This window comes from Actinosynnema sp. CA-299493, from assembly GCF_050946825.1.
Taxonomy (GTDB): domain Bacteria; phylum Actinomycetota; class Actinomycetes; order Mycobacteriales; family Pseudonocardiaceae; genus Actinosynnema.
The window spans coordinates 4,699,044-4,720,062 of sequence record NZ_CP191993.1; the positions used below are offsets into that span (position 1 = coordinate 4,699,044).

Consider the following 21,019-nt stretch of genomic DNA (forward strand, 5'->3'; position numbering starts at 1 on the left):
GGCCGCGCACCCGGGCCGCGTCTGCCGCCGACCAGTCCAGGCAGGCGTGAACGTGACACTTGTTATCGCTAACAGATTTCGACCATGCGACCGAACGGCCCAAAGCGGTGACGCTGCCGACTCCAGGGGGCTGCGACAAGAGTGAAGACGCGTGGCTATTGAAACGTCGCCGATCGTGCTGTTAGCGTTAACAGACACGATGCCCCGGTAGACGGCGACCCCGTCCGCCCGCACCCGTTCCCGCCGCCACGCCGTCCCACCGGCCCGCACCGGCTGCCACGCCGGCGGGTCGACCGTGTTCGTCCATGCAGCGTCGCAGGGAGAGCAACCATGAGATCGACTTATCGGAGCGCGCGCCGCGGCGGCCTCGTCCTCGCCACCGTCACCACGCTGCTCGGTGCGGTCACCGCGGCCCTGCCGCCCACCGCGTCGGCCGCCGTGGTCGACACCAACGCCTCGTACGTGCTGGTCAACCGCAGCAGCGGCAAGGCGCTCGACGTCTACGACCTGGCCACGAACGACGGCGCGCGGATCTCGCAGTACACGCGCAACGACGGCGCGTGGCAGCAGTGGCAGTTCGTGGACTCGGGCAGCGGCTACTACCGGCTGAAGTCGCGGCACAGCGGCAAGGTGCTCGACTTCGCCGACACCGCAGACCGCACCGGGCTGACCCAGTGGACCGACCGCAACGGCGCCAACCAGCAGTTCCGGCTGGTCGACTCGGCGGGTGGGTACGTCCGGCTGCTCAACCGCGCCAGCGGCAAGGCCGTGGACGTGCTGGACTTCTCCACCGCCGACGGCGCTCAGCTGATCCAGTGGCCGGACACCGGCGGCACGAACCAGCAGTGGCAGTTGGTGAAGCTGGGCGCGTCCGCGCCGGGCACGTTCACCAACCCGATCAAGCGCAACGGCCCGGACCCGTGGATGCAGTACCACAACGGGTACTACTACCTGGCCACGACGACGTGGAACTCGACGGTCACGATGCGCCGGTCGACGACGCTGGCCGGCTTGTCGACCGCGTCGGACCAGGTGATCTTCACCCTGTCCCGGCCCAACGGGTGCTGCAACATGTGGGCGCCGGAGTTCTTCCTCCTCAACGGCCGCTGGTACCTGTACTACGTGGCCGGCCAGAACGTGTCGGACTACAACCCGACGCAGCGGCTGCACGTGCTGGAGTCCTCGGGCTCCGACCCGATGGGCCCGTACTCGTTCAAGGCCGACCTGGGCAGCACGTGGGAGCTCGACCCGAGCATCCTGCAGCACAACGGCAAGCTGTACCTGATGGGCAGCGCGATGGACGGCACGCAGTCGCTGACCATCACCCCGCTGTCCAACCCGTACACGATCAGCGGCGCGCGGCGCACCATCTCGCAGCCGACGCTGTCCTGGGAACGGCAGACCGCGCCGGTCAACGAGGGCGCCGAGCCGCTCTACCACAACGGGAAGACGATGATCGTGTACTCGGCCAGCGCGTGCTGGGGTCCGGACTACAAGCTCGGCCTGCTCACCCTGACCGGCTCCGACCCGCTCAACCGGGCGCACTGGACGAAGTCGCCGAACCCGGTGTTCCAGCGCAACGACGGCAACGGCGTGTACGCGCCGGGCCACAACGGGTTCTTCAAGTCGCCCGACGGCACCGAGGACTGGATCGTCTACCACGCCAACGACTCCGCCGGCGGTGGTTGCGACATGAACCGGTCGACCCGCGCGCAGAAGTTCACCTGGAACTCCGACGGCACCCCGAACTTCGGCACGCCCGTCCGGCTCGGCACCACCCTCACCGCGCCCTCCGGCGAATGAGACTCCCCCGGGGCGGGTGTCTCCCGCCCGCCCCGGGGATCCCCCGAAAGGCACACGGCTGATGCTGCAACGACGCACCCTGCTGGCCGGCGGCCTGGCCTCGCTGGCGCTGGCCCGGACCGGGATCGCCACGGCGGCGCCCGGCGACTCCGCCTACGTGATGGGCTACTTCACCGAGTCGCCGAACAAGGTCGCCGACCGGTACGCGCTGCACCTGGCGGTCAGCGCCGACGGCCTCACCTGGACCCCGCTCAACCAGGGCAACCCCGTCGCCACGCCCACGGCCGGCACCGGCGGCCTGCGCGACCCGTTCATCCTGCGCAAGCAGAACGGCGGGTTCGTCGTGCTGGCCACCGACCTGACCGGCACCGACTTCACCCGCCAGAACCAGTACATCCACGCCTGGGACTCGGCCGACCTGCGGTCGTTCACCGGCTACCGCAGGCTCAAGATGCACTCGATGCCGACCCACACGTGGGCGCCGGAGGCGTTCTGGGACGCCGCGCGCGGCCAGTACGGCATCCTCTACTCGGCCAACAGCGGCGGCCGTGACGCCTTCTACGTCAACTACACCACCGACTTCGTCACCGTCGGCGCGCCGCAGCTGTTCTTCGACCCGGGCTTCAACGTCCTCGACGCCACCGTGCACATCGGCAACGGCGTCAACTACCTGTACTACAAGAGCTTCGCCGACGGCCGCCTCTACGGCGCCCGCTCCAGCACGCTCACCCCGCGCAGCTTCGACCGCGGCACCTACACCAGCGGTGTCGTCAGCGGCGGCATCGAGGCGCCCATCGTCGTGAAGGCGCACAACCGCGACGAGTGGTGGTTGTGGGGTGACTCGTTCTCCCCGGTCAACGGCGAGCTGTACGCGTGGCGCAGCGGTGACGTCAACGCCAACTCCTGGACACCGCTGACCAAGGCCCAGTACACCCAGCCGATCAACGCCAAGCACCCCACCATCTGCGGCATCACCGCCACCGAGCACGCGAACCTGCTGTCCCGCTGGGGCGCGCCGACCTGGCACCGGATCAAGTCCTACAACTTCCCCGACCACCTGGTCCGGCACGCCGGCAACGCGGCCCGCATCGACCCGTACCCGTTCGACCCCTACCAGGACTCCCAGTGGCGCCTGGCGCCCGGCCTCGCCTCCTCGGCCGGGGTGTCGTTCCGCTCGGTCAACTACCCGGACCGCTACCTGCGGCACGTGAACTACGCGCTCACGCTGGCGGTCGACGACGGCAGCCCGACCTTCGCCGCCGACGCCACCTTCCACCGCGTCGCCGGGCTGGCGGACTCGACGTGGACCTCGTTCCGGTCGCACAACTTCCCCGACCGCTACCTCCGGCACGCCAACTACGTCCTGCGCATCGACCCCGTCGGCACGGCGGCGGACCGCGCGGACGCCACGTTCCAGGTCGGTCACTGACCCACAGGTCAGCCCGACCGGGCTGTGGGCGCGGCACCTCGGCGGCGTGCCGCGCCCACAGAGCCCTACCCCGGCGACTCGGCCGGTGGTGTGATCGACAGTCGGCCGTGCGCGTCCTCGAACGAGCTCAGCCGGTCGTGACGACGACGTCCACCCAGTAGTTGTTGCCGATGTAGTGCTGGTCCGGGAACCCGGCGTCGGTCCGGTACCTGCCGTTCGCGTACGGCCCCGGCGCCGTCCACAGCGGGGCCGAGACGACCTGCGGTCGGGTGCCGAAGTAGTGGTTGGTGGCGGAGTGGCGCCCGGTGGGCGAGTAGTAGGAGGCCACGTAGACCTGGTCCGCCTCGATGGCGACCGGGGTGGCGAAGGTCAGGGTCTGCCAGCCGGTGTCGGTCTCGCCGGTGAACGTGCCGGTGGCCAGCAGCACGCCCTGGTCGGTCCACAGCGAACCGGTGTGGGCGCCGGTGTTGCCCGCGGCCTTGTAGAACTTGACGCCGGTGACGGCGCCCGCGGTGGAGGAGCCGAACCGCACGCCCAGCTCGACCGGGATGCCCTGGCCGAACGCCGTCGGTCCGGGTGAGGTCGCCTCGCTGAACAGCGAGCACGGGCACGACGTCACGGCGCCGGTGGTGAACGACCACGTCGAGGGGGAGGCCATGGCGTTGCCGTTGACGTCGGTGACGAGCACCCGGGCGGTGTAGTGGGTGCCCGGTGCGAGCGGGCCGTTCGGCGTCCACGTCACGGTCCGGCCGTCGGCGGACAGCGCCGAGGTGCCGTACAGGCTCTCCTGGCCGTCGTCGACGAGCCGGACCTGGGTCATCGCGAGGTCGATCGTCTCGTCGAACTCCAGGGTCACCGCGCCGTCCACCGCGACGTCGGCCTCGTCGGGAGCAGGGTCGCGCGCGCCGAGCACCGGTCGGGTGTGGTCGCCGTTGGTGCCGTGCCGGTAGACCACGTCCACCCAGTAGTTCGACGCGCGGTACCCGGTGGTCGGCATGCCGCCGCCGTAGCGGAACACCCCGTTCTGGTTCGTCTGGCTGTTCACCACGCCCTCGATGTGGTTGTAGCCGATCACCCTGCCGTAGGTGCCGAAGTAGTCCTGGTTCATCGAGTAGCGACCGCTGGGCGCGAAGTACGACACGACGTAGGTCGCGTCCGGTTCCACGACCACCGGCGCGTCGAACAGCAAGGTCTGCCAGCCGGTGGTGGTCTCGCCGGTGAACGTGCCGGTCGCCAGTCGCTGCCCGGCGGCGGTCCAGAACGAGCCGGTGTGCGTGCCGGTGTTGCCGGGCCCCTTGTGGAACCGGACGCCCAGCACCTCGCCCCGGCTGGTGAAGTAGACCTTCATCCCCAGTTCCACCGCGGCGGTGTCGGTGGTGGCGGCCGTGTCGGGCGTGGTGAAGTCGTCCCAGATCGTGCACGGGCAGTCGGCCGGCCTCGGCGAGCCCGTGGTGAACGTCCAGGTGTGCGCCACCGGCGCCTCGTCGGCCTGGACGGAGGCGGTGTAGGCGGTGCCGGGCGAGAGCGGCGCGGTCGGGACGAACCGCGCGGTCCGGTCGGCGCCGGTGAGGGACACCTGTCCCGGCACCGCGCCACCGGGTCCGGTGACCGTGAAGTGGAGGGACGGCTCGGTGATCGTCGCGTCGAAGGTGGCGCTGACCGCCGGGGTGAGCCCCACGCTGCCCGCGCCGGAGAGCGGTGAGGTGCCCACCAGGGTCGCCTGGGCGGCGACGTCGGCCTGGGCGGGGGTGACGAGCAGCATGGGCACAACCGCGGCGACGACCAGCGCGAGCAGTCGTGCCCTCGGTCCGACCGGCCGCCGGTCGATTCCTGGCGAAGACATGTTCCCGCCTTTCCGCACGGACCGCGGTGGCCCGCTCATGTCAGCGGAATCGGTGTCGGACGATCTCCCGTTACGCTCTTTTTCGCGAGCGTTTCGGTATTTCGCCGAGAGCTTCGGCATTCGCGTACCGAACCGCCACCGATCCGATCACGGCAGGTAGGGCGAATGCCGAGGCGCGACGACGCGATCGGTCGGGCCGCCACCGGATTATTCGAAGCCTCCGGGAATAGGCCGGTATTCGGCCCGTCCGGTCATTGCCGTGTCGAACCTCGCGGATGCCCGCAGAGCCCTATTCCAGTAGTGGGGCCGGCGTGCGGGCGAAGTAATGCTCCACGGCATCCGCCAGCCCGGCGCGTTCGGGGAAGCGCGAAGCACGATCACGCGCGGGCGGCTGGGTCGTCGCCGGGTTCTGGCCTCGTCGGCGGCCGTGATCGGGCATGATCGGAACCGGGGGTGGCGAATGGCTCGGGTTGTCACGTGGTCCGTCTGCGGGGTCGTCGTCGTCTCGGCCCTGGCGTGGGGTGTGGTGGCGCGGCCGACGTCGGTGGCCGGTCAGGCCCACCCGTGGTCGGGCAACACGTCGTCGGCCGACGCGACGGCGGCGTTCGAGCGGTGCGTCGAGAGCGTCGGCGACCGGACGTTCGTCATGGGTCCCGCCCACCTGCGCGACGACGGCCTGCTCGTGGTCGGTGCGATCTCGGGCGACAGGCTCATGAAGTGCGGCGTCTACAAGTTCGGCATCAGCACCAGGACCACGGATCCCGTCCGGTACCCGGTCCGCGAGAGCGGGTTCGGCCCTCCCATGGTCACCGGTTACGACGACAGGCCCGGGGCGACCTGGGTCGGGTACGCGGGCGACGACGTGGCGGCGGTGACCTTCCGCGCCCCGGACGGCCAGGTGATCCCCGCGCGGGTGCGGGAAGGCGTCTACCTGGTCGAACTGCCGGTCACGGCGGACTACGACGACCTCACCCACGAGGCGTTCGACGCGACCGGAGCGGTGATACCCGGCAGGTGAGCCGGGTCACGGCAGGATCGAGTCGACGTAACCGCCGTCCACGCGCACGGCCGCGCCGGTCGTCGCCGACGCCTGCGGTGAGGCCAGGTACACCACCAGGTTGCCGATCTCCTCGGGCTCGATGAGCCGGCCGAGCAGGGACTGCGGCCGGTGCGCGCGCATGAACTCGCGCTGCGCTTGCTCCCACGGCAGCGAGCGGTCCACCAACTGGTAGACGAAGTCCTCCACACCGCCGGTGTGCGTCGGCCCCGCGATCACGCAGTTCACCGTGACGCCGCTGCCCGCCGCCTCCTTGGCGAACCCGCGCGACACACCCAGCAGCGCCGTCTTCGACACGCCGTAGTGGATCATCTCCGCGGGGATGACCACGGCCGAGTCGCTGGCGATGTACTGCACCCGGCCCCACCCGCGCTCGCGCATCCCCGGCAGGTAGGCGCGGGTCAGCCGGACCGCCGCCAGCACGTTCACCTCGAAGTACCGCCGCCACTCCTCGTCGGTGATCTCCAGCGCCGGGCGCGCGCCGAAGACACCGACGTTGTTCACCAGCACGTCCACCTCGGGCAACGCCGCGACCAGCGACGCCGCGCCGTCCGCCGTCGACACGTCCGCCGCCACGCCGACCACGTCCGACCCCGGCGCCACTTCCCGCAGGCGCGCCACCGCCTCCTCGACCACGTCGGCGCGGCGGCCGTTCACCGCCGTCCGGGCGCCGGCCCGCGCCAGCGCCACCGCGATCGCCTCGCCGATGCCCTGCGTGGAACCGGTGACCAGCGCCGTCTTCCCGCTCAGATCCAGGTGCATGGCGACCATGATCGCGCAAACGGCGCAACGTCGCCGTTCACGAGTACAGCGCGCCCAGGAACTCCACCAGCAGCCGCTCCCGCAGCGCCGGGCTCGCCGCCGCGAGCAGCGTGTTCACCGTCGCCATCCGTTCGGGCAGCGCGCGGTCGCCACCGCCCATGCCCGCCGCCGCGAGCAGCCCGCCGAACTCCTCGGGCGTGAGCGAGTCCGGCTCCAGCCCGCCGACGAACGCGACGACCTCCGGCGCCACCCGCACCGGCCCGGCCTCGACCGCGGCCTCCACCGACGCCCGCAGGTCGGCCAGCAGCTCCGACTCGTGCCCCGCGTTCGCCGCCGTGACGGTGAGGTGCAGGTTCGCGGGGGAGGAGCGGTGGGCGAACTGCGGCTGCACGTACCAGTTCCGCGCCTTCATCTCGTCGGCCACGGTGAACACGTCGAAGTCGTCCCGCGAGGCCGTGACCGCCAGCAACGTCGACGACGGCCGGCCCAGCACCCGCAGGCCGTCGATCTTCTCGATGCCCTCGCGCACCACCCGGGTGCTCTCCAGCGCCTGGCGCGCGAGCGTGCGGTACCCGTCGTCACCGATGTGCCGCAGCACCGCCCACGCGGCGGCCAGCGGTCCGCCCGACCGGGTGGACTGGGTGGTCGAGTTCAGCATCGTGTAGCCGGGCCACGCGGCCGACGCGAAGTACTGCGCCCGGCGCAGGTCGGCCGACGCGTGCAGCAGCACGGACGTCCCCTTCGGGCAGTACGCGTACTTGTGCAGGTCCACCGAGACGCTGGTGACGCCCGGCACGGAGAAGTCGAACGGCGGCGCGTCCGGCGCGTGCGGCAGCACCCACCCGCCGATGCACGCGTCCACGTGGCAGCGCACGCCGCGCTCGAGAGCGGCTGCGGCGATCTCGACCACCGGGTCGACCACCCCGTGCGCGTACGACGGCGCACTGGCCACCACCAGCACGGTGGTCTCGTCGATCGCCGCCGCCATCGCCACCGGGTCCGCCCGGAACGTCTCCGGGTCGACCGGCACCGCGACCACCCGCACGCCGAAGTAGTGCGCGGCCTTGTGGAACGCGGCGTGCGCCGTCTCCGGCAGCACCATGGACGGCCGCGTGACCTCCGGCCGCGAGTCCCGCGCGGCGACCACCGCGAGCAGGCACGACTCCGTGCCGCCGGACGTGACCGTGCCGACCGCCGCGGCACCGCCGCCCAGCAGCCGTGCCGCCGTGCTCACCACGTCGTTCTCCAGCCGCAGCAGGCTCGGGAACGCGGTCGGGTCGAGCCCGTTCACCGACGACGCCAGCGCGTGCGCGGACGCCGCCAGCTCGTCCAGACCCGGCAGCGCGCTGTCGTACACGTAGGCCAGCGTCCGGCCGCCGTGGGTGGGCAGGTCGCCGGCACGCAACGCGCGCAGTTCGGCCAGGACGTCGTCGGTCACGCGGTCTCCTCACGAAGCAGGGGCAGGGCCGCCAGCGCCAGCACGGCCGGGATGACGGTGAAACCGAGGAGCGCGGCCGTCACCGCGCCGGAGGGCTGCACGGCCGCGCCGTCGGTGCTGGCGACGTACCCGCCGAACGCCAGGACCAGCCCGTACACGCCGGGCCCGAGCGCGAGTCCCAACGTCTCACCAGCCGTCCACACCCCGGAGAACAGGCCCGCGCGGGTCGCGCCGGTCCGCCGTTCCTCGGCGGTGATCACGTCCGGCAGCATGGCCAGCGGGAACACCTGCATGCCCGCGTAACCCACGCCGATCACGGCCATCAGCGCCAGCACCGCCGCCACCGGCAGCACCCGTGACGCGGTCAGCCCGGCCACCGCCACGGCGAACAGCACCGACGCCGCGACCAGCCCGACCCGCTTGCCGTGCCGCCGTCCGACGCGTTGCCACAGCGGCATCACCAGCAGCGCCGGCCCGACGAAGCCGGCGAACAAGGCGGTCTGCAACCCCTGCTCGCCCAGCACCAGCCGGGCGAAGTAGTCGACACCGGCGAGCATCGTGCCCAGGCCGACGGCCTGCACCACGAACACGGCCAGCAGCAGCCGGAACGGCCGCGAGCCGCGCACCGCCGCCACCGACTCGCCCAGGCCGGCCGCCGCGGGCACCCGCCGTGACGCCGGCGCGCCGCGCGTGCCCGCGACCGTGGCCAGCGTGCCGATCACCATCAGCGCCGCGACCGCCACGCCCATGCCCGGGTAGCCGATCGCGTCGCGCACCGCCGGCGCGCCCGCGCCGCTGACCAGGATCGCCAACGCCAGGAACGCCATCCGCCACGCCATCAGCCGGGTGCGCTCGTCGTAGTCCTCGGTGATCTCCGCGGCCATCGCCACGTACGGCACCTGGAAGAACGCGTACGCCGTCGCACAGGCCAGGAACACCAGAGCCACGTACACGACCGCGCCCGTCCCGGTGAACGGCCCGGCGAACAGCAGCGCGAACAACACCGCCGTCGCCAGGCCGCCGCGCAGCAGGAACGGTCGCCGCACCCCGGCCCGGTCGCTGAGCCGGCCCGCCACGGGGTTGAACAGCACGTCCCACGCCTTCGGCACGAGCACCAGCAGGCCGGCCACGGCGGCGGGCACGGCCAGGCCGTCGGTCAGGTAGGGCAGGAGCAGCAGACCGGGCACGGTGCCGAACGCGCCGGTGACGAAGGACCCGGTCGCGTAGCCCGCGCGGGTGCCACGAGTGATCTGCCGCATAGGCGGAAGAGTTTCGCATTCGACCCCCTGCTCGCGCGAGGGCCAGTTCCGGCGCCCGGATGGCGGGATCGGGCGGACCACTGCGGCGCCGAAGAGGTGTTCGACGCCGCAGCGACCGGTGGTCGGGCTAGCTCGCGGGCACCGTGTCGACGTGGGCCACGCCGGACGTGCGGTAGCCGGTCACGCGGGACCGCACCTCGGCCGGGCTGAGCACCTGGTCCTTGGCGAAGTACACGTAGTCCACGTGCTGCTGGTAGGCGCGGTCACCGGGCGCGCCCGCCAGGCCGCCCGAGATGAACCACAGGTTGAAGTTGATCGACATCGGCGTCTCGGGGTAGTACTTGTCGCCGTGGTCGGCCACCTGCGCGCCGTCGACGAAGTACTTCACCCGGCCGCCCGACACCTGGATCACCAGGTCGTGCCAGCCGGCGAAGCTCTGCCGCTGCTCGGTGTGGACGTTGTCGGCGACCCACGGCTCGTTCTGGTAGGTCTCCCAGGTCGTCTCGTACAGGATGTTGGCGGGCTCGCCCCACCCGCCGTTGGGCAGGTACTCGAAGTCCAGCTCGCCGTAGTTCGGGTCCATGTTGCTGTTGAGCGGCGTGATGGTGAAGAACGTCTGCACCACGTGGTCGCCGTCGGGGCCGTAGACCGGCGCGTCGGAGAACTTCACCCGCGCCGCGTACGTGCCCTCGAAGAACTTCCGCTGGTGGAACAGCTCGGTCTGCCGCGCGGACGACCCGTTGTTGGACGACTCCAGCCGCATCGACTTCTGGCCGTCCACGGTCGGGAACGTCACCATCGCCGGATCCCATACCGCGCCCGGCACGCCCGGACCGCCGCCGCCCGAGCGGACCGTCCAGCCGCGCTGGGAGATCCGCGAGTCGCCGGAGCCCGTGTAGTCGAAGTCGTCGAACAACGCCGGGCCGTTCGGGTTCGGCGGTGTCGAGGACGTGGTGGTCGTGGTCGGACCGGTGCCACCGGGCGGCGTGCCCCACAGCAGGGTCGCGCCCCGGTGCACGGTCACCCGCGACCACGCCGAGTAGGCGCTCGCCGCGCGGAACGAGTAGTCGTCGGACTGGGTGATCGGACCCCAGTTCGACCGGTAGAACCGCAGTTGCAGGTCGCCGCTGTCGGCGCCGGGAGCGAGCGTGCCCGCGCCCGCGGTGAACCCGACCTCCAGGTACCGGTCGGCCGGACCGCCGGTCAGCGTGCCGAACGTGCCGGTGACGTTGCCGCAGCCGCGCACCGCCCACGAGCAGGCGAAGCGGTAGCCGACGTCGGGCGTCTCGGACTTGACGTAGTAGCGGACCTTCAGCTCGGACAGCGGCACGGTCGTGCCGCCGGTGTTGACCAGCTTCAACCACGGTTCGACCTGGTCGGTCGTCGCACCGGACGCGCTGGTCCGGTGCTGGGCGGTGACCACGTCGGCGGCCAACGCCATCGGTGCGGCCACCAGCGCGGCGACGGACACCGCGGCGGCTCCGATCGCGGCGATCATGCGTGCGGACACTTCGTCTCTCCTCAAGTCAGCAGGGTGGGACAGGGGAGCGGGCGTCGTCCTCCTTCCTCGACAGGGGCACGGACAGCGCGCTCAGGCGGCCGGTGTGCGCGCGCATCCGTTCGGTGAAGTCGGTCCAGGACGGGCGTTGCGCCCAGAGCGCGTCGGCCAACGCCGCCAGCCGGGGGTACGCCAGCCGTTCCAGGTGGCGCGCGGTCGGCGCGTACTCCGTCCAGAGCGCGCACTGGGCGCCGAGCACCCCGTCCGGCAACGGCAGGTGGTAGACGTCCCGCGCGGTCACCACCAGGCTCGGCTGCCCGGCGGGCTCGTCGGGGTCGGCGGACTGCGGGTAGTCCAGGTAGGTCGACCGGTGCGGCGCCATCACGACGTCGTGGCCGAGGTCCAGCGCGGTGCGCGCGTCCGCCGCGTCACGCCACGGCATCACCACCACGCGCGGGTCGCCGATCGGCTCCCACGACACCGGCACGCGCCCGCGGCCCACCACGTGGTCGGCCATCGCGCGCAGGAACCAGCCGTGCAGCTCGTGCGGCCCGGCCAGCCCTTCCTCCCGGACCCGCCGGAACGCGCCCGGACTCGACTCCCACTCCGCGGTCGGGCACTCGTCGCCGCCGAGGTGCACGTGCGGGCCGGGGAACACGTCGACCACCTCGTCCAGCACGTCCCGGCAGAACTCGAGCACGGCGTCGTCCACCCCGAACACCGCCTCGCTCACGCCCCACCGCGTCCACACCGGCAGCCGCCGGCGGGGGAAGTTGCCCAGGTGGGGGTAGGCGGCCAACGCGGCGCGGGCGTGTCCGGGCATCTCGATCTCCGGCACGATCCGCACGCCGCGCTCGTCGGCGTGCGACACCAGCCCGGCCAGCTCCGCGCGCGTGTACGAACCCCCGTGCGGCACGCCGTCACCCATGCTCTCCGCGCGCCGTCCGCCGACCGAGGTCAACCGCGGGTGGCGCGGCACGGGCATCCGCCAGCCCTGGTCGTCGGTGAGGTGCAGGTGCAGCACGTTCAGCTTGTGCACCGCCATCAGGTCGACGAACCGGCGCAGCACCGCGACCGGCTGGAAGTGCCGTGCCACGTCCAGCAGCACGCCCCGCCACGGCAGTCGCGGCGCGTCCCGGACGTCCACCCCGGGCAACGCCCAGTCCACGCCGGGCACGGGCCGCGAACCCATCGCCGTCGGCGACACCAGCTGCCGGATCGTCTGCACGCCGTGCGCGAGCCCGTGACGCGTGGCCGCGCGCAGCACCACCGCGTGCTCGTTCACGGTCAGCGCGTAGCCCTCGTCGCCGAGGCCGACGAGCCGGTCGTCCAGCGCGAGCACCACCCGCCCGTCCTCGTGCAGCGGCAGCGGCAACCCGGTCGCCGGGCGCAGCAGCCCGCGCAGCAGCCGGGCCGCGCCCCGGGCGCCGGGCGTGGCCCGGATCGCCGTGTCGCGGTCGAGCGCGAACCGCCCGTGCCGCCGGATCAGCCGCGTCGGTCTTGGCACGATCACGAGACCCCCCACGAAACGTCAGCCCTTGACCGCGCCGCCGACGATCCCGGTGGTCACCCGGCCCTGGAGCACGAGGAACACCAGCAGCACCGGCAGCATGAACAGCGTGGAGGCGGCCATGGTCGCGCCCCAGTCCGTGCCGAACGTGTTGCCGAACGACGACAGCCACACCGGCAGGGTGCGGTCGTCCTGGTTCTTGATGATCAGCACGTTGGCGAAGGCGAACTCGTTCCACGCGGTGATGAACCCGAACAGCGAGGTCGCCAGCAGCCCCGGCGCGAGCAGCGGGAACACCACCCGGCGGAAGGCCTGCGCCCGCGAGCAGCCGTCCACCAGCGCCGCCTCTTCGAGGTCGACCGGGATGGCGGCGAGGAACCCGCGCAGCGTCACGACGGTGAACGGCAGGGTGATCATGAAGTAGACCAGCGTGAGCATCCAGAGGGTGTCGAGCATCCCGGTGTCCCGCGCGATCACGTAGATCGGGATGAGCAGCGCCTCCCACGGCGTCATCTGCGCGACGAAGACCATCAGGATGAACCCGCGCCGCCCCTTCCACCGCAACCGGGCGACCGCGAACGCCGCCAGCAGGGCCACCACCAGCGACAGCAGCACCGCGCCGCCCGCGACCACGATGCTGTTGCGCCAGAACGACCAGAACCCCTGCGCCGACACCGCGGTGCCGAAGTGCTCGAACGTCGCGGACAGCGGCAGGAACGTCGGCGTCTCGGCCTGGATGTCCCGGGTCGGCTTGAACGCCGTCAGCACCATCCAGTACACCGGGAACACCGACACCGCGAACACGACCACCGCCGCGACGCCGCGCAGCACCCCGCCGGTCGTGGGACGGCCGGTCACGAGAGCCCCTCCTGCCGGTACATCTGCCGGAAGTACGCCAGCAGCACCAGCACGAGCAGCAGCACCATGAGCATCGACACCGCCGCTCCGAGGTCATAGCGCTGCAACGACTGCGCGACCTGGAACGCGTACACCGGCAACGTCGTGGTGGCCCGCCCCGGACCGCCCTGGGAGATGACCCAGATCTGCACGAACGCCTTGACCACCCAGATCACCTCCAGGCAGGTGATCAGCCCGAACATGGCCCGCAGCACCGGGAACGTGATGGAGGAGAACACCCGCCACGCGCCCGCGCCGTCCATGCGCGCCGCCTCGTGCAGCTCGGACGGGATCGTCACCATCGCCGCGTACAGCGACAGCGCCGCGAACGGCACCGACTGCCACACGATCAACGCGACCAGGATGGCGAACGTGGCCGGACCGTCGGCGAACCAGGTGTAGTCGCGGTAGCCGTCGAACCCCAGCCCGACCAACACCCAGTTGACCACCCCGAGCCGGGACTGGAACAGCCACTGGAACACGGTGGTCGCCGCGATCACCGGCGTGGCCCAGACCAGCACCAGCCCGGACATCACCAGCAGTCGCGCCCACTTGCCGAGGCGCACCAGCAGCAACGCGACCAGCGTGGACAGCACCATGATCAGCACGACGTTGACCGCGGTGAACACCAGCGTCCGCCGCACGACCGCCCAGAACTCCGGGTCGGTCAACACCCGGGTGTAGTTCGCCAGGCCGACGAACCGCGCGTCGCCGCGCACGAGCTGCGGCAGGCCGAACTCCTGCACCGAGATGACCACGTTGCGCGCCAACGGGTACAGCAGCAGGAACCCGGTGGCCAGGACGGTCGGCGCGATCAGCAGGTACGGCCACCAGGACGTGCGGCGGCGCGGCGGGGGAGGGGTCGACGGCGGGCGGCGTTCGACCGCCCGCGTCAGCGTCGTCGTCATGCTAGGCGCCCGAGCTGAGCGCCTGGGTGATCACCTTGTCCGCCTCGGCCGCGGCCGTCGCCGGATCCGCTCCGGTCAGCACCGCGGTCAGGAACTCCTTGATCGGGTTGCGCGCCTCGACCGCCGCCCAGTTCGGCGAGTTCGGCGTGGCCCGGCCGTTGACCGCGCCCGCCGCCATCGCCGCGGTGCCGGGGTCGTCGCCGACCGCGCTCGCGAGCGACGTCCGGTTGGGCACGTAGTGCATCGCCTTGGCCAGCTCGACCTGCCACTTCTCCCCGGCCAGCGCCTTCACCACCTGGTAGGCGCCGTCCTGGCGGGTCGACGCGAGCGGGATGATCAGGTCGGAGCCGCCGGTGAACACCGAGCCGGGCGTGGCCGCGGTCTTGCCGGGGATGGGGAAGAAGCCGAGTCGGTCGGCGAGCGCGGGGTTGGCCTTGGCGACCAGCTCGGCCGCGCCGGGCACCGCGATGAACTGCGCGACCCGACCGCCCGCGACCACGTCGGTCTGCTGCGGCTTGGCCTCGTCGGAGTCCTTCGGCCCGTCGCCCAACGCCTGCAAGCGGCGGTAGAAGTCCGCGCCCGCCAACGCCTCCGGCGTGTTCACCGTGCCGGACCACTTCCCGCCGTCCTGTTCGGCGAGGTCGCCGCCCTCGTCCCAGACGAAGCCGGCCAGCACGTACCAGTTCTGGCCGGGCAGGTAGATGCCCTGCGTGTCGCCCTCGTCGAGCTCGTCGGTCGCGGCCAGCCACTCGTCGCGCGTCTTGGGCGGCGTCACGCCGGCCGCCTCGAACAGGTCCTTGCGGTAGACCACGACCCGGTTGGCCGCGTAGAACGGGATGCCGAACTGCTTGCCGCCGACCGCGCCCGGCTCGGCGAGCCCGGGGATCCAGTCGTCGCCGCCGAGCTCGCCGACCTTGGCGGACAGGTCGGTGACGCCTTCGCTGGACGCGTACCGGGCGACCTGGGTGTTGCCGACCTCGATCACGTCCGGCGGGTCGGTGCTGGCCAGCGCGCTGGTCACCTTCTGCGTGATGCCGTTCCACTCCTGGACCTGGATCGTCAGGTCCAGGTCGGGGTGGTCGCGCTCGAACTCGGTCTCGAAGCGGCTGACGAAGTCGTCGGTGGCCGAGTCCTTCATCAGCCAGACGGTGACGTCCTGCTCGCCGCCGGACGCGCCCGGGTCGGAACCACAGGCGGACAGGGCGAGCAACGACGTGAGAATCAAGGCGACGGGGCGGTTCGGCACGTCTCACCTCTCAGCTGACCAATTGGTAAACCTCGGTGGGCCTGTCCGAAGATGGCATAGACCAATGTGACAGTCAACACCCAGTTCACAGCCGTGAGAGCGCTCTCGATCTTGATCGGAACCGACCTGACCACTGGTCTGACATACTGGTCGACGACCGGGCAAGACGAAGCGAGGCGGCATGGCCGAACCGATCCTCAAGCGCGAACGGGTGCGCGACTACCTGCTCGAACTCATCGAGACGCACCCGCCGGGCGCGCCCATCCCGGCCGAACGGGCGCTGTGCCGGCAGCTGTCGGTGTCGCGGCCCACGCTCCGCTCGGCGGTGGACGAACTGGTCAACACCGGCCTGCTGATCCGCCAGCACGGCCGCGGCACGTTCGTCGCGCCCGCCAAGATCACCCAGGAGCTGGTGTCGGCCGACCGCGCGATGACGGTGCCGCAGGCCGGTGGCGCGTGGACCAGCCGGGTGCTGGAGCACGCCCGCGTCCCGGCCGGCGCGCGCGTCGGCCGCCGGCTGCGCGTGTCGCCGGCGGCCGAGATCACCTACATCGCCCGGCTGCGCCTGGTCGACGGCACGCCGATGGCGATCGAGCACCTGCACGTCCCGGTGGCCGTCGCGCCCGGCCTCACGGTGCAGGACATGGAGTCCGGCAACTTCTACGACCGGCTCGCCGACCACGGCGTGCACGTCAGCGACGCGGTGCAGTCCATCGAGCCGACCGTCACCAACGATGCCGAGTCGGAACTGCTCGGCGTGCCGGTGTTCGCGCCCGCGCTGCTGTTCGAGCGGCTGACCAACGACACCACCGGCCGTCCCGTCGAGTACGTGCACTCGCTGTACCGGGGCGACCGCTACCGGATCGTCTCCAGGTTGTCGCTCGCGCCGTCCGCGCCCGCGCCCGGCGCGCGTGCCGGCCACCACCCCGGCATCCCGCCGGGCGACCTGTCCTCGGGCCAGGTCCGCTCGGCCACCACGGGTGACGTGCAGTGACGCGGGGCCGTCCCGACCCCGCCCGGGATGCCGCACAACCCCGGCGACAACACCACCGTGAGCCTCGGCGGTGACGACGCCGCCGAACCGCGCGGCTACTTCGAGGAGCTGTCCGACGGCGGCAAGGCGCGTGAGCCCGCCCGTCGCCGCGCCTCGTACGATCGCCACGTGACGGGTGGAGGGTGCCGGTGAACGGGCTTGGCGAGCTGGAACGGGCCGCGATGGACGTCCTGTGGGACCGCGACGAGCCGGTCGCGGTGCGGGACGTCGTCCGCGCGCTCGCCGACCGCGACCTCGCCTACACGACCGTGATGACGGTGCTGAACCGGTTGGCGAAGAAGGGTTTCGTCCGCCGCGAGGCCGGTGAGGGGCGGGCCTGGTACTACGCGCCGGTGGCCAGCCGCGAGCAGTACGTCGCGCGGCTGATGCTGGACGCGTTGTCGCTGACCGGCGACCGGGAGACCGCGCTGGCGCACTTCGCGCAGTCGATGACCGAGCCCGAGGCGGAAGCGCTGAGCCAGGCGTTGGACGAGCGGTGAACGCCGCGCTGCACCTCGCGGCGACGTTGGTGCTGTGCGTGGCGGCGGCCGGTCCGCTCGCCCGTGCCCGGTGGGTGTGGCGCGCACCGCGCACCGGGATCCTGCTGTGGCAGATGCTCGGCCTGTCGTGGGCGCTGTCCGCGGTCGGGCTGCTGCTCGCCCTCGGTCTCGCGCCCTACGACGCGCCCATCCCGATCGCGTTGGGACGGTGGGCGAACGACGCGGTGCGCGGCGACGTGACACCGCTCGCCCTGCTGGTGGTGCTTGGGCTGCTGTCCGCGCTGGACCTGGCGATCGGCCTGCTGTGGACGTGGGCCTCGGTGCTGAGGGTGCGGCGGCGGCACCGGGACGTGCTGGCGCTGGTGGCCCGCCGGGACGAGGCCGCGCCCGGCGCGTTCGTGCTTGACCACCCGACCGTGGTCGCCTACTGCGTGCCCGGCGCGCGCTCTGCCGTCGTGCTCAGCTCGGGCGCGCTGACCGCGTTGACCCGCGACCAGGTGGACGCCGTCCTCGGCCACGAGCACGCGCACGGGCGTGAGCGGCACGACCTGGTGCTGCTGCCGTTCAGCGCGTTGTGCTCGGTGCTGCCGAAGGTCCGCCTGGTGCGGTCGGTCGCGCGGGCGGTGGCGTTGCTGGTGGAGATGCGGGCCGACGAGAGCGCGAGCCTGCGCCACGGCGCCCAGTCGCTCGCCTCGGCGCTGCGCCGGTTCGGCTCGGCGCGTCCGCCCGAGGGCGCCCTGGGCGCGGCCGACGTCGCGGTGGCGGCACGGCTGGTCCGCCTGGCCGGACTGCCGCCGCTGCCCGCCGCGCTGCGGTGCTCCGCCCTGGTCGGGGGGCTGGTGCTGGTCGGGACCCCGCTCAGCTTCCTGGTGTGGTGACCCCCTCCGACACGACTACTACAACGTGTAGTGCTACGTTGCGTAGTAGTCGTGTCGGAGGGGTTTTCGATGATCCAAGTCTTGGCGACCGCGTTGACGGTCGTCGCGTTGGCAGCCGCGGCCTGGGCCCTGGCGTTGGCCGTGCTCGACCGCCCGATCACGTTGCGCACCAAGCCGACGCTCGGGTTGGCGGCGGTCGTCCTGCTGCTGGAGGCGGGACTGCTGGTGCAGGCCGTGGCCGGGGTGGTGGCGATGCTCGGCTCGGACCGGGAGCTGGACCGGGCGACGTTCGTCGGCTACCTGGTCGGCGTGGCGGTCGTGCTGCCGCTCGGCGCGGTGTGGTCGGTGGCGGAGCGGTCCCGGTGGGGCGCGGGCGTGCTCACCGTGACGTGCCTGAGCGTCCCGGTGATGATCCTGCGGCTCGACCAGCTGTGGGCCGGCCGTGGGTGACCGCCTCGCCGCGCCCGCGCTGCTCAGCGACTGGCTGTTCACCAGCGCGTTCGGCGTCTACATGCTCGCCGCCCTGCTCTGCTCGGCCGAGTACGCCCTGACCCGCCACGCGGCGGACCCACCCGCGTTCGCCGTGCGGCTCGGGCGTTCCGGTGTCGCGTTGACCGTCCTGGGTGGACTGCTGCACCTGGGCTCGGTGGTGCTGCGCGGCGTCGCGACCGGCCGCGTGCCGTGGGGCAACATGTACGAGTACCTGTCGGCGGTCGGGTTGATCGCCGTCGGCGCGTGGCTGTACCTGGTGTTCCGGCACGACCTGCGCCGCATGTCGGTGTTCGTGCTGCTGCCGATCGCGTCGCTGCTGTTCCTGGCGGGCAACCGGCTCTACGTCGAGGCCGCGCCGCTCGTGCCGCCGCTGCGCTCGTACTGGATCATCATCCACGTCGCCGCGGCGATCATGGCCAGTGGCGTGTTCCTGCTGTCGGGTGTGGTCAGCGCGCTGCACCTGGCCGGTTCGGGCGAGTTCTCCCGGAAGGGCAAGTCGCGCCGTCGGCTGCCGCCCGTCGAGGACCTGGACAAGATCGCCTACCGCACCGGCGCGGTCGGGTTCCTGACGCTGACGTTCGCGATCATCACCGGCGCGGTGTGGGCGGAGCAGGCGTGGGGCCGGTTCTGGGGCTGGGACCCGAAGGAGACCGTCGCCTTCGTGTCGTGGGTCTGCTACGCCGCCTACCTGCACGCGCGCGCCACGGCCGGCTGGCGCGGCCGGCGCTCGGCGTGGCTCAACGTCATCGGCATGGTCGTGGTGCTGTTCAACCTGTTCTTCGTCAACCTGGTCGCGGTCGGCCTGCACTCCTACGCGGGGGTCGACTGAGCCGGTGCGCGGAAGGCGGAGCGGTAGGCGTGGGGGTTGGTGCCGACGACCCGCTTGAACCGGTCCCGGAACGCGGTGGGCGAGCCGAAGCCGACCCGTGCGGCGATCCGGTCCACCGGGTGGTCGGTGGCCTCCAGCAGGTGCTGCGCCCGGCGGATGCGCGTGCGGTGCAGCCACTGCAACGGCGTGGTGCCGGTCTGCTCGCGGAAGCGGCGGTTGAGGGTGCGGGTGCTCATGCCCGCGTGCGCGGCGATGTCCGCCAGACCGAGGTCGCTCGCGCAGTTGTCCTCCATCCACCGCAGCACGGGTTCGAGCACGGAGCCGCGGGTCGTCGGCGGCTGCTCGTGCACGATGAACTGCGCCTGCCCGCCTTCGCGCTCCAACGGCATCACGGAGAGGCGGGCGGCGTCGGCGGCGACCGCGGAACCGTGGTCCTGGCGGATCAGGTGCAAGCACAGGTCCAGCCCGGCGGCGGCGCCGGCCGACGTGAGCAGCTGCCCGTTGTCCACGTAGAGGACGTCGGGGTCGACGTCGATTGCGGGGTGGCGGGCCGCCAGCTCGGGGGCCGCCGACCAGTGGGTCGTGGCACGCAGCCCGTCGAGCAGGCCGGTGGCCGCGAGGATGAAGGCGCCGGTGCAGATCGACGCGAGCCGCGCGCCGCCGGCGGCCGCTCGCCGGAGCACGTCCAGCACCTCGTCCGGGATCGGCGCGGTCGCGTCGGCGCAACCGGGCAGGATCACGGTGTCCGCGTCGGCCAGGACGTCCAGGCCCCACGGCGGCTGGAGGGTGAACGCGCCCGCGTCGACCGTCGGCGTGGCGCCGCAGACCAGCACGCGGTAGGCCGGTCCACCTCCGGGCAGGCGGGTGCGGGTGAACACCTCGATCGGCGTGGACAGGTCGAACGGGACGACCCGGTCGAGGGCGAGGACGGCCACCGTGCGCATCCCGGAACCGTAGCCGCGCGGTCGGCGCCGCGGGCGGAGTGCCTCCGCTCGCGGCTGCTGCCGGGTGCGGCTCCTCTCGGGCCGCACCCGGCAGACCGGGGTCGGACAGGGGTCAGACCGCGATCGGCCCGAAGATCCAGTTCCCCTTGGCGTTCTCCTCGGTGCCGCGGAAGAACTGCTCGTTGGCGATGTGCAGCTCGGCCCGGTCGAGCGAGCCGTTGCCGTCCAGGTCGAGCTTGTCGAACGCCGCGTTGCCGGCCTCCTCGGACAAGCGGAAGGCGCTGGCCGCCATGCGCACGTACTCGGTCCTGGTGATCCGGCCGTCGCCGTCGACGTCCATCAGGTCGTAGAAGGCGTCGGCGACCGGTGCGATGTGGGTCCGGTAGCCCTCCTCGGAGGTGGTCACGAACCGGTCCATGCCCGAGGAGTACTCCTCGACGTCGACGCGCTCGTCCCCGTCGGTGTCCATGGGGAGCGTGACCGCCTCCCACAACCTGGTGTAGCGGTCCCGGACGCGCTCGCTCTCGGGCGACCCCGGCGCGTACCCGAACGCGGTGACGAGCCGGTCGGCGGAAGCCGTGTAGTCCATCCTGTCGATGGTGCCGTCGTCGTCCACGTCCAGCAGGGCGAAGAGGTGTGCGAGTTTCCGTTTCAGAAGTTCGTTGAGCATGGGACGTGCCCCTTTTTTCAGTG

The 21,019-nt window shown here is 71.9% G+C and carries 20 protein-coding genes; 9 read left to right on the plus strand and 11 right to left on the minus strand.

From position 1 onward, the window contains the following. Positions 1-330 precede the first annotated feature (330 nt). Both ACQPYE_RS19310 and ACQPYE_RS19315 read left to right on the plus strand, forming a co-directional pair. On the plus strand, positions 331-1,803 hold the full coding sequence (locus ACQPYE_RS19310) for a family 43 glycosylhydrolase (protein ID WP_498713040.1): 1,473 nt from the start codon (positions 331-333) through the stop codon (positions 1,801-1,803). A 61-nt stretch (positions 1,804-1,864) separates the two neighbouring features. Beyond that, positions 1,865-3,232 carry a glycoside hydrolase family 43 protein gene (locus ACQPYE_RS19315; protein ID WP_498713042.1) on the plus strand — a complete coding sequence of 456 codons (1,368 nt, stop codon included), beginning with the start codon at positions 1,865-1,867 and terminating at the stop codon, positions 3,230-3,232. Between the two features lie 127 nt (positions 3,233-3,359). On the opposite strand, the gene ACQPYE_RS19320 is transcribed toward ACQPYE_RS19315, so the two are convergent. Then, positions 3,360-5,075 carry a DUF4082 domain-containing protein gene (locus tag ACQPYE_RS19320; protein WP_498713044.1) on the minus strand — a complete coding sequence of 572 codons (1,716 nt, stop codon included), beginning with the start codon at positions 5,073-5,075 and terminating at the stop codon, positions 3,360-3,362. A 460-nt stretch (positions 5,076-5,535) separates the two neighbouring features. On the opposite strand from ACQPYE_RS19320, the gene ACQPYE_RS19325 reads away from it, so the two are divergent. Beyond that, positions 5,536-6,093, plus strand: a complete 558-nt coding sequence (locus ACQPYE_RS19325; RefSeq protein WP_498713046.1) for a hypothetical protein — start codon at positions 5,536-5,538, stop codon at positions 6,091-6,093. Positions 6,094-6,099: 6 nt separating this feature from the next. On the opposite strand, the gene ACQPYE_RS19330 is transcribed toward ACQPYE_RS19325, so the two are convergent. The 8 genes from ACQPYE_RS19330 to ACQPYE_RS19365 all read right to left on the minus strand — a co-directional run bounded on the left by ACQPYE_RS19330 (position 6,100) and on the right by ACQPYE_RS19365 (position 15,650). Beyond that, a complete protein-coding gene (locus ACQPYE_RS19330) occupies positions 6,100-6,894 on the minus strand; it encodes an SDR family NAD(P)-dependent oxidoreductase (RefSeq protein ID WP_498713048.1) in 795 nt (264 codons plus the stop codon). Positions 6,895-6,931: 37 nt separating this feature from the next. Next, the gene (locus ACQPYE_RS19335) at positions 6,932-8,332 is read right to left on the minus strand and encodes a pyridoxal phosphate-dependent decarboxylase family protein (protein WP_498713049.1); all 1,401 of its coding nucleotides are present in this window, start codon (positions 8,330-8,332) and stop codon (positions 6,932-6,934) included. Beyond that, positions 8,329-9,591 carry an MFS transporter gene (locus ACQPYE_RS19340; RefSeq protein ID WP_498713051.1) on the minus strand — a complete coding sequence of 421 codons (1,263 nt, stop codon included), beginning with the start codon at positions 9,589-9,591 and terminating at the stop codon, positions 8,329-8,331. Before ACQPYE_RS19340 ends, ACQPYE_RS19335 begins: the two co-directional genes overlap by 4 nt. Positions 9,592-9,718: 127 nt before the next feature. Beyond that, positions 9,719-11,101, minus strand: a complete 1,383-nt coding sequence (locus ACQPYE_RS19345) for a cellulose binding domain-containing protein (protein ID WP_498713052.1) — start codon at positions 11,099-11,101, stop codon at positions 9,719-9,721. A gap of 16 nt (positions 11,102-11,117) precedes the next feature. Beyond that, complete coding sequence (locus tag ACQPYE_RS19350) at positions 11,118-12,596, minus strand: beta-N-acetylhexosaminidase (RefSeq protein WP_498713054.1); 1,479 nt, start codon at positions 12,594-12,596, stop codon at positions 11,118-11,120. A gap of 24 nt (positions 12,597-12,620) precedes the next feature. Beyond that, the gene (locus ACQPYE_RS19355; protein ID WP_498713056.1) at positions 12,621-13,457 is read right to left on the minus strand and encodes a carbohydrate ABC transporter permease; all 837 of its coding nucleotides are present in this window, start codon (positions 13,455-13,457) and stop codon (positions 12,621-12,623) included. Continuing rightward, complete coding sequence (locus tag ACQPYE_RS19360; protein ID WP_498713058.1) at positions 13,454-14,404, minus strand: carbohydrate ABC transporter permease; 951 nt, start codon at positions 14,402-14,404, stop codon at positions 13,454-13,456. The genes ACQPYE_RS19355 and ACQPYE_RS19360 overlap by 4 nt, the downstream gene beginning before the upstream one ends. A 1-nt stretch (position 14,405) precedes the next feature. Next, complete coding sequence (locus ACQPYE_RS19365) at positions 14,406-15,650, minus strand: extracellular solute-binding protein (protein WP_498713060.1); 1,245 nt, start codon at positions 15,648-15,650, stop codon at positions 14,406-14,408. 181 nt (positions 15,651-15,831) lie between these two features. Here ACQPYE_RS19365 and ACQPYE_RS19370 point away from each other — a divergent pair, with 181 nt between their 5' ends. The 6 genes from ACQPYE_RS19370 to ccsB all read left to right on the plus strand — a co-directional run bounded on the left by ACQPYE_RS19370 (position 15,832) and on the right by ccsB (position 19,382). After that, entirely contained in the window at positions 15,832-16,644 is an 813-nt protein-coding gene (locus ACQPYE_RS19370) for a GntR family transcriptional regulator (RefSeq protein ID WP_498713062.1), read from the plus strand. Positions 16,645-16,671: 27 nt separating this feature from the next. After that, on the plus strand, positions 16,672-16,836 hold the full coding sequence (locus ACQPYE_RS19375) for a hypothetical protein (RefSeq protein WP_498713064.1): 165 nt from the start codon (positions 16,672-16,674) through the stop codon (positions 16,834-16,836). Then, positions 16,833-17,183 (plus strand): BlaI/MecI/CopY family transcriptional regulator, encoded by a 351-nt coding sequence (locus ACQPYE_RS19380; RefSeq protein WP_498713067.1) that lies wholly within the window; start codon positions 16,833-16,835, stop codon positions 17,181-17,183. Before ACQPYE_RS19375 ends, ACQPYE_RS19380 begins: the two co-directional genes overlap by 4 nt. Beyond that, positions 17,180-18,061 (plus strand): M56 family metallopeptidase, encoded by an 882-nt coding sequence (locus ACQPYE_RS19385; protein WP_498713069.1) that lies wholly within the window; start codon positions 17,180-17,182, stop codon positions 18,059-18,061. Before ACQPYE_RS19380 ends, ACQPYE_RS19385 begins: the two co-directional genes overlap by 4 nt. 69 nt (positions 18,062-18,130) lie before the next feature. Next, positions 18,131-18,511, plus strand: a complete 381-nt coding sequence (locus tag ACQPYE_RS19390) for a hypothetical protein (RefSeq protein ID WP_498713071.1) — start codon at positions 18,131-18,133, stop codon at positions 18,509-18,511. A gap of 61 nt (positions 18,512-18,572) precedes the next feature. Continuing rightward, positions 18,573-19,382, plus strand: a complete 810-nt coding sequence (ccsB, locus tag ACQPYE_RS19395) for a c-type cytochrome biogenesis protein CcsB (protein WP_498722948.1) — start codon at positions 18,573-18,575, stop codon at positions 19,380-19,382. Here ccsB and ACQPYE_RS19400 read toward each other — a convergent pair. After that, the gene (locus ACQPYE_RS19400; RefSeq protein WP_498713073.1) at positions 19,364-20,326 is read right to left on the minus strand and encodes a GlxA family transcriptional regulator; all 963 of its coding nucleotides are present in this window, start codon (positions 20,324-20,326) and stop codon (positions 19,364-19,366) included. The genes ccsB and ACQPYE_RS19400 overlap by 19 nt on opposite strands. 112 nt (positions 20,327-20,438) lie before the next feature. Then, positions 20,439-20,996: an EF-hand domain-containing protein gene (locus ACQPYE_RS19405; protein WP_498713075.1), complete on the minus strand. Its 558-nt coding sequence runs from the start codon at positions 20,994-20,996 to the stop codon at positions 20,439-20,441. Between the last annotated feature and the right edge of the window lie 23 nt (positions 20,997-21,019).

Bases quoted from the DNA above. Each gene is read 5' to 3' on its own strand.
- ACQPYE_RS19315 (WP_498713042.1), top strand. From the start codon at position 1,865: ATGCTGCAACGACGCACCCTGCTGGCCGGCGGCCTGGCCTCGCTGGCG.
- ACQPYE_RS19325 (WP_498713046.1), top strand. From the start codon at position 5,536: ATGGCTCGGGTTGTCACGTGGTCCGTCTGCGGGGTCGTCGTCGTCTCG.
- ACQPYE_RS19320 (WP_498713044.1), bottom strand. From the start codon at position 5,075: ATGTCTTCGCCAGGAATCGACCGGCGGCCGGTCGGACCGAGGGCACGA.
- ACQPYE_RS19330 (WP_498713048.1), bottom strand. From the start codon at position 6,894: ATGCACCTGGATCTGAGCGGGAAGACGGCGCTGGTCACCGGTTCCACG.
- ACQPYE_RS19390 (WP_498713071.1), top strand. From the start codon at position 18,131: ATGATCCAAGTCTTGGCGACCGCGTTGACGGTCGTCGCGTTGGCAGCC.
- ACQPYE_RS19400 (WP_498713073.1), bottom strand. From the start codon at position 20,326: ATGCGCACGGTGGCCGTCCTCGCCCTCGACCGGGTCGTCCCGTTCGAC.
- ACQPYE_RS19405 (WP_498713075.1), bottom strand. From the start codon at position 20,996: ATGCTCAACGAACTTCTGAAACGGAAACTCGCACACCTCTTCGCCCTG.
- ACQPYE_RS19340 (WP_498713051.1), bottom strand. From the start codon at position 9,591: ATGCGGCAGATCACTCGTGGCACCCGCGCGGGCTACGCGACCGGGTCC.
- ACQPYE_RS19360 (WP_498713058.1), bottom strand. From the start codon at position 14,404: ATGACGACGACGCTGACGCGGGCGGTCGAACGCCGCCCGCCGTCGACC.
- ACQPYE_RS19375 (WP_498713064.1), top strand. From the start codon at position 16,672: ATGCCGCACAACCCCGGCGACAACACCACCGTGAGCCTCGGCGGTGAC.
- ccsB (WP_498722948.1), top strand. From the start codon at position 18,573: ATGCTCGCCGCCCTGCTCTGCTCGGCCGAGTACGCCCTGACCCGCCAC.
- ACQPYE_RS19310 (WP_498713040.1), top strand. From the start codon at position 331: ATGAGATCGACTTATCGGAGCGCGCGCCGCGGCGGCCTCGTCCTCGCC.
- ACQPYE_RS19370 (WP_498713062.1), top strand. From the start codon at position 15,832: ATGGCCGAACCGATCCTCAAGCGCGAACGGGTGCGCGACTACCTGCTC.